Below are 14,788 nucleotides of genomic sequence, written 5' to 3' on the forward strand. Positions count from 1 at the left end.
GCGACTTCGAGGGATGAAATATGAAGAGTGGCGGCGTGTTTCATGGCCTCACGATGGCGCGTTTGAGGATCTTGCCGCTGGGGCCGGTGGGCAGTTCGTCGAGCAGCCACACCTGGCGGGGGTATTTGTAGGCAGCGACGCGTTCGCGCACGAAGCGCTGCAATTCTTCTCCGGTGGTGTTCGCTTCCGCGCTCAGGACGATGGCGGCGACGATTTCCTCCCCCAGGTGATCGTCGGCGATGCCGAAGACGGCGGCCTGCACGACATCGGGGTGTTCGTAGAGCAGCTCCTCGATTTCGCGCGGATAGATGTTGTACCCGCCGCGAATGATCATGTCCTTCTTGCGGTCGACGATGTAGTAGTAGCCGTCGTCGTCGCGCCGGGCGAGGTCGCCGGTGCGGAACCAGCCGTCAGGAATCGCGGCCTCGGTCGCCTCGGGCCGATTCCAGTAGCCGGACATGACATTCGGGCCGCGGACCGCGATCTCGCCGATCCCGTCGATCACATCGACCAAATCGACCTCGACGTCACGGATCGGCACACCGATCGAGCCGGGTTTGCGGGGCCGCCCGGCGTGGTTGAACGTGACCACGGGGCTGGTCTCCGACAGACCGTAGCCCTCCAGGATTTCGCAGCCGAAGGTCTTCTCGAAGGCGGTGAGCAGTTCCACCGGAAGCGACGCACCGCCGGATACACAGCGCCGCAACGACGTGACGTCCGCTGTCGTCGCATCCGCGTCGTGCAGCAGCGCGGAGTACATGGTCGGCACACCCGCGAAGACAGTGACCCGGTCGCGGGCGATCGCCTCGAATACCGTGGCCGGCTCGAAGCGTGGAACCAGCGTCAGCGCGGCCCCGCTATAGATCGCGGCATTGAGTGCGCAGGTCTGCCCGAAGGTGTGGAACAACGGCAGGCAGCCCAGGATCACATCGTCGTGGTGGAGTTCCTGCACGGTCGAGGCGTACACCTCGGCGTTGTGCGCGAGCCCGGCGAGCGTCAACGCCGCTCCCTTGGGTTGGCCGGTGGTCCCCGAGGTGTAGAGGATCACCGCCACCTGATCCAATTCCACCTCTGGACTGTCATAGCGTGGCGCGTGCCGCGCCAGCAGGGCGGCAAACGACGTCGGATCGATCGTCCGGACCATGGTCCCGCTCGCCGCCGCCCCTTGCGGGCCCTCCCCTGGACCGCCCCTCCAATCGAACAGCACTCGTGCACCGCAATCGGTCAGGTGGTAGGCGACCTCACGGGCCTTCAGCAACGGATTCATCGGCACCACAACGCATCCCGCGCGCAGGATCCCGTAGTAGAGAACCACGAACTCCGGCACGTTGGGCAGCATCAGAGCCACCCGGCACCCTGGAGTCACGCCCTCGGCGCGCAGCATGGAGGCGACCCGCGCGGTCTGCTCCTCGAGCTGCGCGTAGGTCAGGACCGTATCGCCCGATCGCACCGCGGCCCGGTCCGGGACGCGCAGGGCCGACTGCAGCAGATTCACGGTCAAGGAGCGCATCGTCAACTTTCCGGTAGTGCCGAAAACATCGCCGAAATCGTCGCATCGATGTGATCGCTCTCCCATGGATGCAGGGACAACATCACCGGTCCGCCAACTGTTCCCCGCAACAATCACGAACCGGTAACCTGCGGAAATGCCCCGTACAACGCCGCCGGAAGCAATCGTCGAAGTAGCCGGGCTCCTACTGGAGACCATCGACGACCTCGGACTGCGGCTGGCCCGGCGCTTCCTCGCCGAACTCGACACCTACCGCAACGAGGCGCAGGTCCCCTTCGGCACCATTCGCACCTCCTGCACCCGCAATCTCACTCTGATGCTGCGACACTTCACCACCACCGCACCGGTGGACCCGGAACCGCCCAAGGAGACCGGGCGACTACGTGCACAACAAGGTGTGCCCCTGGCCGAAACCTTGCACGCCTTCCGCATCGGATTCGAATTCCTGTGGTCCGAACTGGTTTCCGCCTCACGACGCCACCCCGAGGTCACCGACGCAATGCTCGTCGCCCTCGCCGCAGAGGTCTGGGCACTATCGGGTGAATACGCTGTCGCTGTCGCGGCCGCCTACCGAGAAACCACCACCGAACTGGTACTGCAACGTGAACATGAACGCTCCGTCCTGGTCGAGGCCCTGTTCACCGGCATGATCGCCGACCCGACCACCCTCGGCGAAGCAACCCGAATCCTCGGCCTGCCACCGACTGGCCGCTACGTCGTCGTCGCCGCCGAAGCACCCGCCACCGGCCGTGAGGCCCTACCCGGCATCGAAATAGCCTTACGCACAGCACAAATCACCTCCGCCTGGCGATTGCTGCCCGACCAGCAGATCGGCGTACTCGCTCTGCCTGAACCCCGAGAACCATCAGCACTGAAGGCACTACGCGCCCATCACACCCGCGTGGGCATCAGCCCGCCCTACAACGCCCTGCCCGAGACACCGCAGGCACTGCACTTCGCCCGACTCGCCCTCACCGGGCTACGCGACCGCCCCCGCGGCGTCGCCCGCTTCGACGACGACCCCCTCGCCATGCTGATCGCGGCAGCACCGGTCGAAGCCGAACGGATGACCCGAGTTTCACTCGGTCCACTACTGGCCCTGCCCTACGAAGAACGCGAACGGCTACTGCAAACCCTCCACACCTGGTACGCCGAAAACGGCTCCGCCGCCGACACCGGCCGCAAACTCTTCCTACACCCCAACTCCGTCCGCTACCGCCTGCGCCGCATCGAGGAAGTCACCGGCCGTTCCCTCACCGACCCCCAAGCAGTCCTCGAACTCGGAGCCGCCCTGCGTGCATTGCACCGCCCGAATCCCAGCCTGTGACAGATCCATCCGCCCAGGTCAACTGCCCCTCGATCGCTCGAGGTCGCGGGCTGACACGAAACTGTGATCCTGTCGAATGCCGAAAAACACCCCTCGCCAAGCAACTTGTACAAGGGGTGCCGTCGGTTGTGCCCCCGGTGGGGCACGTACAGCATCTACAACAATGCAGCCCCGTCGTGAGCTGCGAATTTCCGCCGATATGACGGTGGCGCGGCGTATCCACCGCCGATCCGGCAATGATTGACCGCCGCCTGTGGCCAAGCCATCGGAGTGGCAGCAGGTTGAAAGGCACTCCCGCCGCTACCCCGGCGAGTTCGGCCAGAATCTGCACGTGATTCGCATCCGCAAGATCGATTGAGTGTGGTGTAGCCGCGCGGTTATGCGCACGTAGCGGGGAGATCTCCTACGATCAAGATTCATGATCATCATGACGACGGAGTTCGAAATCGATCCCCTCCGGCATGACGAAGCGGTCGCCGCCTCCCTCGAGATGCAGGAGGCGCTGGCCGATTTCCCGGGTGCGATCAGCCTGCGGTTCTTCATCACGATCGAAAATCCGAACGTGTTCTTCCTGTACGAGGTCTGGCGCGACCACGACGCCTACGAGGCCCATCTGAAACATCCCGCATTGCACAAGGTCCAGAAGGCCAGCAAGAACTACGTCGTGCGCCGCATCCGTTCCTCATCCTTCGACGCGACGCGACGTCACTGAGTATCGGCCGATCGGCCGGTGGCGTATTCGTAAGCCGCGCCGACAATCTGTTCCACGATCTTCAGTTCGTCCGCGGTGCGCGGCGCGTAGACGAGCACCGCATCGACACTGTGGCTGCCTCGGTGTTGTCCGTAGTACGGATGTGGTTCACCCCAATGCTTTTCGAGGATTTCCGCAACATCGTCGGGGGGCAGGATCACGTGGACGCTGCCGTCCGGGTGCAGGTGGACGAACTCCGAATCCCACTGCGGTGGCATCAGATCCACGCCGGGACGGGCGGCGACACGCTCGAGGAAGACACCCATCGATCCCGGGATCGACACCTCGCTCTGCCCGGTTCCGATGCCGGGCAGGCTCGCCAACCACGCTCGATAGGCATCCCGGATCGGTCCCGGGCTCACGTCGGACAGCTGGATGTGCGGTAGCCACGGTGTGGTCTCGGGCTTCGATCCAGCGCGAGGTGGAATCGTCAAGGTCATGTGAACGTCACAGACATGGCCGCGGTGCCTGCGTGGATATCGATACGACCCATGACGCCTCCTTATCTCGGGGAAATGTGGCGACGATGACCGCGCGAGCCAGGGCGGTGGCGAAAGAGGTGGCGGGGGTGTCAGAACATCCCGCTCGCCTGGGCCATCACATTCACTTCGATCAGGTGCGGGCCGGGCTCGTCGAACGCCTTGCGCAGGGCGATCGCGGCGGCGTCGGCATCTGACACCCGTTCGGCGGCGACGCCGTAACCGGAGGCCAAGCCCAGGAAGTCGATGTCGCGCAGCTTGATGTCGGGCAGTTGCGCGTCGAGCATGGCGGCACAGTCCTCGAGCACCTGGTAGGTGCCGTTGCGCAGCACGATGAAGGTGATGTCACATTGATGCTGGGCGGCGGTCCACAGTCCGGCGATGATGATCAGGGGCGCGCCGTTCTCGTAGGCGTTTGTCAACGCCCCCATCCCGGTGGCCAGTCCGGCCGCCGAATGCACCGACACCACAACGGGTTTCCCGGACGCCTGCGCGTACCCGTCGGCGATGGAGATCACCGACCCCTCCTGCAGCCCGAGCGCGAACTGGAAATCCGCGGGCAGTCGGTCCAGGAACGGCAGCTCGTTCGAACCGGGATTCGCCACGATGGTCGTCGCGCCGAACGACCGCAGCACGTCATAGGCCACTTCGCGAACTGTTTCCACTTCGACTCCCTCAGCCATTGGGGAAAGGTGATCATGCAGTCCGAACCGAGCACCGGTCACATTACCGACACCCGTCCGGCACGACCGGACCCCGCAGACCTCGATGCCGAGCTGTGACCACGTTCGAACCAGGTCGAGTCGATCCACCTGTCCATCAATTGGGGGGGATCAGCTCAGGAGTAGGTGGACTTGGAGTTCGCCGACGAGGAAGCCGAGGATGGCGCCGACGAGGACGATTTTCCATTCGTCTTGTTTGAAGGCGGGGCGGAGAAGGTCCTCGTATTCCTCGTTGGTCAAGAGGCGCATTTTTTCGATGATCATGGTGGAGACGCCGAGGGCTTCCGTGGTGTAGTCCTCGAGCTGTTTGGCGCTTTCGGGGAGGCGGTCGCGCACGGTGCGCAGGAGGTCTTCGTGGAGGGCTTCGAGGCGGCCGCCGCCGAAGGCGAATTCCACCACGGGTTTCGCGCGGCCGAGTTGTTGGTCGAGGATGGCGCGGATCTCGTATTCGATGAGGGAGAACAGGCGATCGGATTGGGGGCCGGCGAGCATGGCGTGCATGATGTTGTCCGGTGTGACGATCTCGGCGGCGATGAGGCCGCCGTAGTCGACGGCCACCTCGTCGCGGCGGGCGTGGAACATGCCCTGCCAGCGGAAGATTCCGAGGAAGCGGCGGGGTTGGATGGGGCGGAAGATCATCTGCAGGGCCAGCCAGTCGGTGAAGTAGCCGACGAACGCGCCGAACAGGGGCATGATCAGCGTGGATTGGGTCAGCGCCCAGGTGATCGCTTGGGCCACACCGAGTATGGAGCCGAACAGCAGGCCGGAGCGGACGATGAAGCGCATCTCCGGCGCGGCGACCTCACGGATCAGCCGCACGGTCAGTGCTTTGTCGCGCAGCAGGGCGTCGATGGCCATGGTGCGCAGGTCGAAGACGAGGTCGATATTGACCTTGAGGTCGTCCATCATCTGGCCGATCAGCCGGGGTGCGTCGGCGTGGATGCGCCGGATCAGCATGCGCCGCACCGCATCCGGGAGCAGTACCCATAACGCGGGCTGGTGGCGCATCATGAGTTCGTCGACGACCTCCTCGATGGTCTCGAGCATCGGGGCGCGCAGGTGTTCGGCCAGTGCCTCGGGGTCGATGCGGTCGATGATCTCCTGCGGGTCGACCAGGCGCGACAGCATCAGGTCCACCGCGACGGTGGCCATGCGGGCCGCATAGCGCGGAATCAGGCCCTGCCAGCCGAGGTAGGGCGGGATGCCCTTGAATTCCAGTGGCTTGAACAGCATTTCGACCGCGACGAGTTTGGTCAGGTACCCGATCAGTGCCGCGAAGACCGGCATCAGAGCGTAGGTGAGCCAGTGTTCGTGCACGTCGGCGAGAATGCCGGACCAGGTCATCGCCGGTGTCCCCCTCTTTCGTTTTCGGTCCTTCTGGACGCCACCCCGGATGGTTGAGGCTCATCGGCGTTGGCGCGGCGGCTATTTCAGGGGTAGCGCGCCGTCCAGGCCGCCGACGTCGGTTACCTTCCAGTCGTTTCCGGAGTCGACGGTGACGTTGTAGGTCACCGTGGTCTGGCCTCCGTCCGGGGTTTGGGCGTTGGTCGAGGAGACGTTGAGGAAGACGTTCACCTTGTAGATGCCGCTGTTCTCGGCGGCGACCACCGCACTGATGGGGGTGGCGCTGGAGGTCCATTTCAGGGGGAGCAGGATTTCCTGGAGTTTGGGTGCGGTGGCGTCGAACTTGTTGGCCAGTTGGGGGCTGGTGTTGTTCTTGAGTTTGGCGACCCAGGCGTTGTAGTCCTGGAAGTTGATGGTGGACGCGCCGACGGCGTAGTCGGTGGCGACCTGTTCGGCGTGGCGCTGGTCGGCGAGCTGGGCGTCGCGGTCGCTGAGGTCGCCGCGCGCGGAGATCCACAGCGTCGCGAAAGTGCCTGCGGCGGCGACCAGTACGGTTCCGGCCGCGCCGAGTGCGATGGTGGACACCGGCAGTGAGACGGTTCGCTTCGTGGTCTCTTCGATCATGTTCGTTCTCCTGAAAAGCTGGTCTGAGGTTTCGGGGTCACTTGACGGTGATCTGCAAACGCACCACCCCGTCCCCGGTGGCCGCGAGGGCTTGGGTGATGAGCGCGCTCAGGTCGATGCTTTGCAGAGCGCTGGTCGCGATGGCCGACAACGGTTTCAGCACCGGCACCAGCTTCGCCAGGTCCGGCCCCAGCTGATCGAGTGTCGAGGTGAGTTCCTGGGTGAACGGGACCAGGCCGGTGCCGGTGGTGTACATCTCGGGCACGTTCCCGATGCGCACGATCTGTGCAATGGCTTCGGCGGCATTGTCGAAGGAACCGCCCAGGGCGGACCAGCCGGGCGCGGCGGCGGACAGCGCGGGTCCGGTCCAATCCATCTGCACACCAAGGGTTTGCAGGTCGGTGAGCATGGTGTGCAGCGCGCCGGAGCGCGCCAGCAGGGTGGCGGCCAGCAGATCGGTCGAGCGCGCCAGCTGCGGCACGATCGTTTCGGTGCCGGCCAGGCCCTGGGTGAAGGTGTCGACGAGGTGCGCGATGGCCGTCGGATCGAGCTGGTTCATCAGATGCGTGAGCTGCCGCGCCACCTCGGGGATGGAGGTGGGCGCGCGGGTCGCGGCGGTGTCGATCCGCTGACCGTCGCGCAGGTACGGCGCACCGGCCGCCTTGGCGGGGGTGAACTGCACGTACGGTTCACCCAGTGCCGAGAGGTTTTCGACCGTCACCGTGCTGGAGAGCGGAATCCGGTAGTCGTCGCGGATCCGGAAGTCCACCTGCACCCCGGCGCTGCCATTGCGCACCGAGGTGATCTCCCCGACCCGCACTCCGGACAGCAGTACCGGTGACTTCGGACCCAGGCTGCCCGAATTGCTCAGCGTCATGGTGAGTTTCGTATAGCCGGTGAACCAGTCGACGCCGGTGACGCCGAAGGCCAGATAGGCGGAGCCGAAGACCAGCACGGCGGCAATGGCGGTCAGGGACAGGGTGGGGCCGAGCGCACGGGCCTTCATCGCACCATTCCGATCATGCGCAGGGTGGCGACGATGCGGTCCACCTGTTCGTCGCGGGGCAGGCTCGCCCCGGTGTCGATGCCGGTGACATCGACCTTCGGCCCGTGCTCGACGAAGGGAATGACCTTGTCGCGCAACAGCTCCACCAGCTTGTTGAGGTTCGATGGTGCGCGCAGGTCCAGCGGCCGGTCGGTGAACAGCAACGGCACCAGCGCTTTCGCGGCCGCATCCCCGGATCGCACCAGCGGGATCGCCCATTCCAGTGCGTGGGCGATGCCGCCGATGGCTCCGGCGACGCCGAGCACCATGATCAGCGATCGGACCGCGTCGGTGACATGTGTCGCGCCCTGCTGGGTCAGCAGCTCGCTCAGTGCCGGGCCGCGATCGACCAGCGCGGCGGCGTTGGCCTGCATGGCGTCCAGGAATCCGCCGACCTGGTCCAGATGCTCTGCGACATCGGTGAAGTCGGCGCCGAGCACCTGTGCCATGCGGGCGGTGTCGGCGGGGTCGGCGGGCAGTGCCGTGTTCATCCGGTCGACCAGATCCTGGAACTGGTGGAACGCGCCGCCTTGCACGAAGGTGGCCAGCCCGGCGAGCACGTCCTCGACCTGTACGGCGGGCTCGGTCTGCGTCACCGGAATGGTGCCGCCGTCCGCGAGGACGGATTCGAATCCCGTTGTCGGCGTCGTGATCTCGATGAACACATCGCCGAGGATGGTGTTCTGCCGCAGTTGGGCGGTGCTGGACCTGGGCAATCGGACGGGCCGGTCGACGTCGATGTCGGCGCGCACGTGCCCGGGCACGGTGGCGGCCGGGTCGACGACGGTGACGCGGGCGAGCTGCCCGACCTGGACGCCGTTGGCCATCACCTTGGCGCGCGCGGGCAGGTTGAGGGCATTGGCGAACTCGATGTGCACGCGGTAGGTGTCGCCCCCGGACCCCGGCAGCTGGACGGCGTTGGGGTCGAACGCGCAGCCCGCCAAGGTCGAGGCCGCCACGGCGGCGGTGGCCAGTCGGATCGTGAATCTCACTGCACACCTGCCATTCCCAGCACCACCGGCACCAGATCCAGCTCGGCCAATCCCGCGCCGGCGCTGCGGCAGCGACCGGGCGCGGCCGTGTTGAGCGCGGCGCAGATCTGCTCCGCATCCGGTTGTGCCAGTGCAATTCTCGGTGCGGCGTAACCGAGCACCGGAGCTCCCGTTGCCGGGTCCGTGGACCGCTGGAAGGAATCGGCCAGTGTCGGGATCATGGACAGAATCTGTTCGAGCGAGCCGACATTCGCCCCGACCCACCGCGCAAGCGGCACCGACGCGTGCAGCAGGTTCAGGATGGGTCGGCCGAAGGTGGAGGTGATGTCGTTGAACCAGGGCAGGATCACCCGCAGGTCGTCGATGACGCCGATGACCGGTGGAAACACCTCGTTGTTGACCTGATCCAGGACATCGTCCATGCGGGTGAGCATCGTCTGGAGGTCACCCCAGTGGTCCTTCAGCACCGCGCTCAGCCGGGCGACAGCGTCGATGAGCTGACCGATGCGTCCGATGGCGGCATCGGGTGCCCGCAATGCGTCGGCGAGCTTGGTCACCAGCGCGTTGAAGGCCGGACCGGTACCGGAGGTGGCCCGATCCAGCGCCGCCAAGCCGCCCGCGACCTGACCTGCAGCGGCCGGCTCGTCGGTCGCGCCCATCTCGGCGGCGAGCTTCCGCAGCGCGTCCAGGGTCTGGCTCATGCTCTTGGGGGTCAGCGCCCGGGTGATGCAGCGGGCCGAATCCCATTGTGCCGCAGGGGCCGCCGCCGACAGCATGGCCAGATTGCGGTCCGCGACCAGGGTGTCGGAGACGGTCACCGCCGCGACATCGCCGCGCAGCGGGTGGGCGGCGTCCACCTCGAATTCGACGCGGACGCCATCGCCGTCGGGGCGGATGCCGGTGACCGAGCCCACGGGCATGCCCAGCATGGTGACGTGGCTGCCGGTGTAGAGGCCGACGGTATCGGGCAGGACCGCACAGTAGGAGCGGGTGGCTCTGGTTGCGTCGCCGAGGACGGCATAGGCCGCGGCGCACACCAGGACCACCACGAGAACGCTGGTCACGGAGACGAATCCGCGCGAGGCGAGGAGGCGGTGCACGGTCAGCACCCCTGTCCCGGTACGGGCACGCACAACCGCTGCGCGCTCACGGTCACACCGGACTGATCCACGGTCGGCCCCTCGGGTGCTCCGGTGATCTGCCGCAACTTCTCTCCGATGCCCTGCACACTGTTCACGACCTGGTCCAGGCGACCGGTCAGCGATTCGAGCTGCGGAACCGCCTCGGCGATCTTGTCCAGCAGCGGTTTCAGGGTTTCGGCGTATGCGGGTTCGACGGCGGCGACCCGTGACAGCACCGAATGCAGCAGGTTCAGCGACACCCGCAGCTCGGACCGTTTGCCGCTGAGGATGTCTTCCACCAGGGTCAGTTCCCGGTTGAGTGCGCCGTACACCGCCGTCGATTCGCTGATCGCGGTCAGGTACTCCTGCGAAATCGCCAGTGCCCGTGACACATCCGCGTTCTGCCGGTCGAGAATGCTCACCAGCGAATCCATCGCCCCGCCCATGCGGCGCAGGCCGTCGGGGCTGTCGGTGATGGCGGTCTGCAACTGGGCCAGGTTTTCTCGCAGGGTCTGCCCGTTCACCTGCCGCACCGGGGTGACGGCATCCTGGAACGACTGCCCCAGCGAGTACGGCAGGCGCACGCGGTCACGCGGAATCACGCTGCCGCCCAATGGTTTGTCACCCGCGGAGGTGATCGCCAGGTAGTGGCCGCCCGCGATGGTCAGCATGCGCACGTCCAGGCTCGACTGGTCGCCGACGAATATGCCGTCCTCGACGGTGAACCGCAGCCGCACCCGATCGTCGTGCAGCTCCAGCGATTTCACGGTGCCGACGTTGATGCCCGCCATCCGCACGTCCTCACCCACTCGCAACGACCCGGCCTCGGCCATGTCGGCGGTGTATTCGGCCTGCCCCAGCGGCAGCACGTAGAGCACCCCGCAGGCGGCCAGCAGCACGACCACACCGCCCGCGCCGAGCAGCCCCTGCCGCAGCTCGCGGCGTCGGCTCGCGGCGGCATCGGCCACCGGACGATCGCCAGGCAGGCGAAATCGCTTGCGGTACAGTGTTTTCAGCGTTGGCATAGCGCGATCCTCTGTCCGCCGATGAAGACCCGCAGTTCCTGCGGCACCGGCGCGGTTCCGTTCGTACAGGTGGTGTCGACCCCGGTCCCGGTGGCCGGGAGCAGCGAGTCGAGGGCCTGGAGCAGGCCGGGTAGTTTCCCGAGGGTGTCGAGCGCGGCCTGCGGATCGGGGAAGGCGGCGCGCAGGAGTCCGGCGAGGTCGGAATTGCTGCCCGCGGTCAGGCCGAAAGTGGCCAGCAGGTCGTCGAGCGGCTCCAGCAGCGGCGGTGCGGACAGCGCGAAGTCGACCAGGCCCTTCAACTTGTCCTCCAGCACGGCGAACAGGTTGGTGAGTCCCTGGATGAGGGTTTCCAAGTGTGGTGAGCGGCCGCCGATCCGGTCGTCGATGGCCTTGAGGTTGCTCACCAGTGTGGAGATCACGAACTGCTGGTCGGTCACGTAGCTGCTCAACCGCGCCACCGCGTCCAGCGCCGGGCCGAGGCCGCTGCCATTGCCCTCCACGATGGCCAGCACGCTTTCGGCGAGCTGGTTCAGCGCGCTCGGCGAGAACTCCCCGAGCACCGGTTGCAGGCCGTTGAACAGCGTGGTGATGTCGAAGGACGGCACCGTGTGCTCGATCCCGATGGTCGCGCCCGCGGGCAAAGCCGCACCGGGAGCCGCGGGTTGGCGGATGTCGATGTACCGCTGCCCGGTGAGGGTCTGATAGCGGATGGCGAAGGTGCTGGCATCGTAGACCGGGTGCTCGCGCTGCACGTTCACCTGCACCACCGCGCGTCCGTGGTCGAGCGAGATGTCACCGACCTTGCCGACCTGGACTCCGAACATGCGCACGTCTTCACCGGTCTTGAGGCCGTTGGCGTCGGTGAACTCGGCCCGGAAGTCGGCGGTGTCGCCGGAGACGGGTCGTTTGATCGCCATCACGACGCCGGCCAGCAGTACCAGCATCACGGCGGCGAACGCGGTCAGCCGGAGTGCTTCTCGCACAGTTGTTCTCATCGTTCACCGCCCGCCGGAGCGCCGGACGGACCCGCGACGGACGCTACGCTCCCGCCGAGCGCCGCCAGCAGCGGCACGCCGACGGCGGGCACCCCGCGCAGGGCGACCTCGAGTCGCAGTACGGGTCCGTCCGGGGTGTTCACGAACGATCGGTCCACACGTTCGAGCAGCTCTCGCAGTTCGGCGCTGGACTGCGCCGGGGTGGGCACCAGCTGGGCCATCGCGTCCAGCAGCGGCACCAGCAGGTCCGAGTAGCCGGTGAGGTGTCGTTGCCCGGCTTGGCCGACGCCGCTGATGGCCGGGAAGAATCCGTTGGCGATCAGGTCCACGCCGGCGTCGAAGAGCGGCTGCTGGGTGCGCAGCACCTCGATCTTGTTCAGCCGGTCGAGCAGATCGATCGTGGATCCGGTGAAGTCGGCGGCCCCGCGCAGGGTCGAGGCGTACTGCCCGATCAGATACGACGGGGCGTAAACCTGCGTATCGGCCACGGTGCGCCCGAGCATGACCAGGGCCTGCATGATCGGCGCGAAAGCCTTGGCGTCGGTGGCCAATTGGGTCAGCACCTCGGTCAGGCGCGGGCTCAGGACTTCGTTGGTGGTCTGTCCCACGGCGCGAATGAGCGCGCCCATGGTGGCGTCGGTGACCCGGGTGGCGTTGCCTCCGGTGAGGTCCACGGTCGCGCCATCGCGCAGCGGCCGGCCGCCGTCGCCGCGCCGCAGGGCCACCTCGCCGATGCCGAACAGGTTCGACGGCGCGTAATCCACCGACAGCGCGTCGGTGAGGCCCGGCAGCTGGGAGGCGTCCAGCCGCAGGGTGATTCGCTGCTGTCCCCCGCCCGCGCTCTCGATCCCGGTGACATCGCCGACCTGCACGCCGTCGAGCCGGACATGGGTGCCGGTCAGCACGCCGTCACCGATGCGTTCGGTCCGCAGCACCACCTGCATCCGGTCGTCGGAGCGCAGCGCGGCGGCGCCCGCCCCAGCCGAGGCCAGCACTCCGAGTGCGGCGACCAGGGCCACACCCGTTCTGCGCGAGGTCTTCTTGGTCGTCGCCACCCCTGGCAATCCGTATTTCGGCATCTCCCCGCCTATCCGGTGAAGGTGACCGGCGAGCTGAAACCCCACAGCAGCAGGGTCAGCGCCATGTCGAGTGCGATGATGGCGATGAAGCTGGCGCGCACCGCGCGACCGGAGGCGATGCCCACGCCCTCGGGCCCGCCGGTGGCGAAAAAGCCCTGATAGCTGTGGATCAGGATGACCGCGACGCCGAACACCAGCACCTTGAGCACCGCGGCCGCGATATCCGGGCCGCGCACGAACTGGTCGAAATAGTGGTCGTAGACGCCGGATGCCTGACCGTGCAAGGTCACCACGATCGCCATGCAGGACAGGTAGGACAGGATCAACGTGATCAGGAACGTGGGCACGATGGCGACCGCACCGGCGATCACGCGCGTGGTCACCACGAACGGAATCGACCGCAGCCCAAGGCATTCGATGGCATCGATCTCCTCAGAGATGCGCATGGACCCGATCTCGGCGGTCATGCGGCAGCCCGCCTGAGCCGCGAACCCGATGGCCGCGATGATCGGCGCGAGCTCGCGGGTATTGGCGAACGCGGACACGATGCCGGTGAGCGGACCCAGTCCGATCAGGTTCAGGGTCCCGTACGCCTCGATGCCCACGCCCGCGCCCAGTACCAGGCCGAGCACGATCAGCATCGGCACGGTGCCGCCGCCGACGATGAGCGAGCCTCTGCCCCAGGTCATATCGCTGATGGTGCGCAGGGTCTGGGCTCGATAGTGCTTGAGCGTCAACGGGATCGCCGACAGCACATGCCAGCAGAAGGCCAGCGCGAATCCGGCGGAGTCGACGGGCGCGAACACCTTCCCGCGCGAACGAACCAGTCGGTACGCCCAATGCAGATACTTCGGCGAATACTCGGAGGCCGCCATGTCAGGCCAGCCTGGTCGGCGCGAACATCTGCACCAGCTGGGTGATCACCAGATTCACGATCAGGATCGACACCACCGCCAGCACCACCGAGGAATTCACCCCGTCGGCGACACCGCGCGGCCCGCCCTTGGCCTCCAGTCCGCGCTGGCACGCGATCACCACCACCAGGAACCCGAACAGCACCGCCTTCACCAGCGAGATCCCCACATCGGTGACCGTGGTGAAGGAACCGAAAGTGGCCCAATAGCTTCCGGAGGTGACGCCCTGCGCGCAGATGGCCACCACGTACCCGGCCAGCACGCCGGTGAAGATGACGAGGATATTGAGCAGCGGCGCGATCAGCACCATCGCCACCAGGCGCGGAATGACCAGCCGGTGAATCGGGCTGATGCCCATCACCCGCAGCGCGTCCACCTCGTCGCGAATCGTGCGCGCACCGAGATCCGCCGCGATGGCCGCGGCCCCCGCGCCGCCCAGCAGCAGCCCGGTGGTGATCGGCGCGCCCTGCTTGATGACGCCCAGCCCGCTCGCCGCGCCCAGCAGCGAATCGCCGCCGAGCTCACGAATCAGATTGCCGATCTGAACCGAGACGATGATGCCGAACGGCACCGCCATCAGAATCGCCGGAAACGCGGTGACGGTCACCAGATACCAGGCTTGATGCAGCATCTCCCGCCATTGGAAACGCCGCCGCACCATATCGGTGACGGCCCCGCCCACCGCCTCCCGTGCGATATCGACCGTCCGGCCGAAGGTCCGCAACCCCGACCCCACCGTGTCGGAGTAATTCGCTCGCACTACCCGGAGCGCGGAGCGATCTCGCTGCCGTGCCACGAAGACGTCGGGTCCCGTTGCCAAGAGAGGACTGCCTTTACTGTTCGCTGATGCCGGCCCGCGT

The 14,788-nt window shown here is 66.5% G+C and carries 15 protein-coding genes; 2 read left to right on the plus strand and 13 right to left on the minus strand.

Annotated elements, in window-relative coordinates:
- Nucleotides 1-40 precede the first annotated feature (40 nt).
- Nucleotides 41-1,510 (minus strand): long-chain-fatty-acid--CoA ligase, encoded by a 1,470-nt coding sequence (locus LTV02_RS22180; protein ID WP_233033496.1) that lies wholly within the window; start codon nt 1,508-1,510, stop codon nt 41-43.
- Nucleotides 1,511-1,646: 136 nt separating this feature from the next.
- Between LTV02_RS22180 and LTV02_RS22185 the strand changes: the two genes are divergently transcribed.
- Both LTV02_RS22185 and LTV02_RS22190 read left to right on the plus strand, forming a co-directional pair.
- Nucleotides 1,647-2,837: a PucR family transcriptional regulator gene (locus LTV02_RS22185; protein WP_233033498.1), complete on the plus strand. Its 1,191-nt coding sequence runs from the start codon at nt 1,647-1,649 to the stop codon at nt 2,835-2,837.
- A gap of 418 nt (nt 2,838-3,255) precedes the next feature.
- Nucleotides 3,256-3,549 (plus strand): putative quinol monooxygenase, encoded by a 294-nt coding sequence (locus LTV02_RS22190; protein ID WP_233033499.1) that lies wholly within the window; start codon nt 3,256-3,258, stop codon nt 3,547-3,549.
- Here the strand turns inward: LTV02_RS22190 and LTV02_RS22195 are convergent.
- The 12 genes from LTV02_RS22195 to LTV02_RS22250 all read right to left on the minus strand — a co-directional run bounded on the left by LTV02_RS22195 (nt 3,543) and on the right by LTV02_RS22250 (nt 14,688).
- A complete protein-coding gene (locus tag LTV02_RS22195) occupies nt 3,543-3,950 on the minus strand; it encodes a luciferase domain-containing protein (protein ID WP_233033501.1) in 408 nt (135 codons plus the stop codon). The genes LTV02_RS22190 and LTV02_RS22195 overlap by 7 nt on opposite strands.
- 209 nt (nt 3,951-4,159) lie before the next feature.
- Nucleotides 4,160-4,750, minus strand: coding sequence for a thiamine pyrophosphate-binding protein (locus LTV02_RS22200; protein WP_233033503.1), 591 nt, complete (start codon nt 4,748-4,750; stop codon nt 4,160-4,162).
- 150 nt (nt 4,751-4,900) lie between these two features.
- Nucleotides 4,901-6,133: a DUF445 domain-containing protein gene (locus tag LTV02_RS22205; protein WP_233033505.1), complete on the minus strand. Its 1,233-nt coding sequence runs from the start codon at nt 6,131-6,133 to the stop codon at nt 4,901-4,903.
- 81 nt (nt 6,134-6,214) lie between these two features.
- Nucleotides 6,215-6,757 carry a hypothetical protein gene (locus LTV02_RS22210; RefSeq protein ID WP_233033507.1) on the minus strand — a complete coding sequence of 181 codons (543 nt, stop codon included), beginning with the start codon at nt 6,755-6,757 and terminating at the stop codon, nt 6,215-6,217.
- A 37-nt stretch (nt 6,758-6,794) separates the two neighbouring features.
- Nucleotides 6,795-7,763, minus strand: coding sequence for an MlaD family protein (locus LTV02_RS22215; RefSeq protein WP_233033509.1), 969 nt, complete (start codon nt 7,761-7,763; stop codon nt 6,795-6,797).
- Entirely contained in the window at nt 7,760-8,794 is a 1,035-nt protein-coding gene (locus LTV02_RS22220; RefSeq protein ID WP_233033514.1) for an MlaD family protein, read from the minus strand. Before LTV02_RS22220 ends, LTV02_RS22215 begins: the two co-directional genes overlap by 4 nt.
- A complete protein-coding gene (locus LTV02_RS22225) occupies nt 8,791-9,858 on the minus strand; it encodes an MlaD family protein (protein ID WP_233033517.1) in 1,068 nt (355 codons plus the stop codon). The genes LTV02_RS22220 and LTV02_RS22225 overlap by 4 nt, the downstream gene beginning before the upstream one ends.
- Nucleotides 9,859-9,896: 38 nt before the next feature.
- A complete protein-coding gene (locus LTV02_RS22230) occupies nt 9,897-10,940 on the minus strand; it encodes an MlaD family protein (protein ID WP_233033519.1) in 1,044 nt (347 codons plus the stop codon).
- Nucleotides 10,928-11,923, minus strand: coding sequence for an MlaD family protein (locus LTV02_RS22235; RefSeq protein WP_233033520.1), 996 nt, complete (start codon nt 11,921-11,923; stop codon nt 10,928-10,930). The genes LTV02_RS22230 and LTV02_RS22235 overlap by 13 nt, the downstream gene beginning before the upstream one ends.
- 8 nt (nt 11,924-11,931) lie before the next feature.
- Entirely contained in the window at nt 11,932-12,990 is a 1,059-nt protein-coding gene (locus tag LTV02_RS22240) for an MlaD family protein (protein WP_233033522.1), read from the minus strand.
- A 32-nt stretch (nt 12,991-13,022) separates the two neighbouring features.
- Complete coding sequence (locus tag LTV02_RS22245; RefSeq protein ID WP_233033524.1) at nt 13,023-13,889, minus strand: ABC transporter permease; 867 nt, start codon at nt 13,887-13,889, stop codon at nt 13,023-13,025.
- A 1-nt stretch (nt 13,890) separates the two neighbouring features.
- On the minus strand, nt 13,891-14,688 hold the full coding sequence (locus LTV02_RS22250; RefSeq protein WP_233033526.1) for an MlaE family ABC transporter permease: 798 nt from the start codon (nt 14,686-14,688) through the stop codon (nt 13,891-13,893).
- Nucleotides 14,689-14,788 lie beyond the last annotated feature (100 nt).

The organism is Nocardia yamanashiensis (assembly GCF_021183565.1).
GTDB classification, from domain to species: domain Bacteria; phylum Actinomycetota; class Actinomycetes; order Mycobacteriales; family Mycobacteriaceae; genus Nocardia; species Nocardia yamanashiensis.

Bases quoted from the DNA above. Each gene is read 5' to 3' on its own strand.
- LTV02_RS22190 (WP_233033499.1), top strand. From the start codon at position 3,256: ATGATCATCATGACGACGGAGTTCGAAATCGATCCCCTCCGGCATGAC.
- LTV02_RS22185 (WP_233033498.1), top strand. From the start codon at position 1,647: ATGCCCCGTACAACGCCGCCGGAAGCAATCGTCGAAGTAGCCGGGCTC.
- LTV02_RS22245 (WP_233033524.1), bottom strand. From the start codon at position 13,889: ATGGCGGCCTCCGAGTATTCGCCGAAGTATCTGCATTGGGCGTACCGA.
- LTV02_RS22205 (WP_233033505.1), bottom strand. From the start codon at position 6,133: ATGACCTGGTCCGGCATTCTCGCCGACGTGCACGAACACTGGCTCACC.
- LTV02_RS22210 (WP_233033507.1), bottom strand. From the start codon at position 6,757: ATGATCGAAGAGACCACGAAGCGAACCGTCTCACTGCCGGTGTCCACC.
- LTV02_RS22230 (WP_233033519.1), bottom strand. From the start codon at position 10,940: ATGCCAACGCTGAAAACACTGTACCGCAAGCGATTTCGCCTGCCTGGC.
- LTV02_RS22180 (WP_233033496.1), bottom strand. From the start codon at position 1,510: ATGCGCTCCTTGACCGTGAATCTGCTGCAGTCGGCCCTGCGCGTCCCG.
- LTV02_RS22200 (WP_233033503.1), bottom strand. From the start codon at position 4,750: ATGGCTGAGGGAGTCGAAGTGGAAACAGTTCGCGAAGTGGCCTATGAC.
- LTV02_RS22215 (WP_233033509.1), bottom strand. From the start codon at position 7,763: ATGAAGGCCCGTGCGCTCGGCCCCACCCTGTCCCTGACCGCCATTGCC.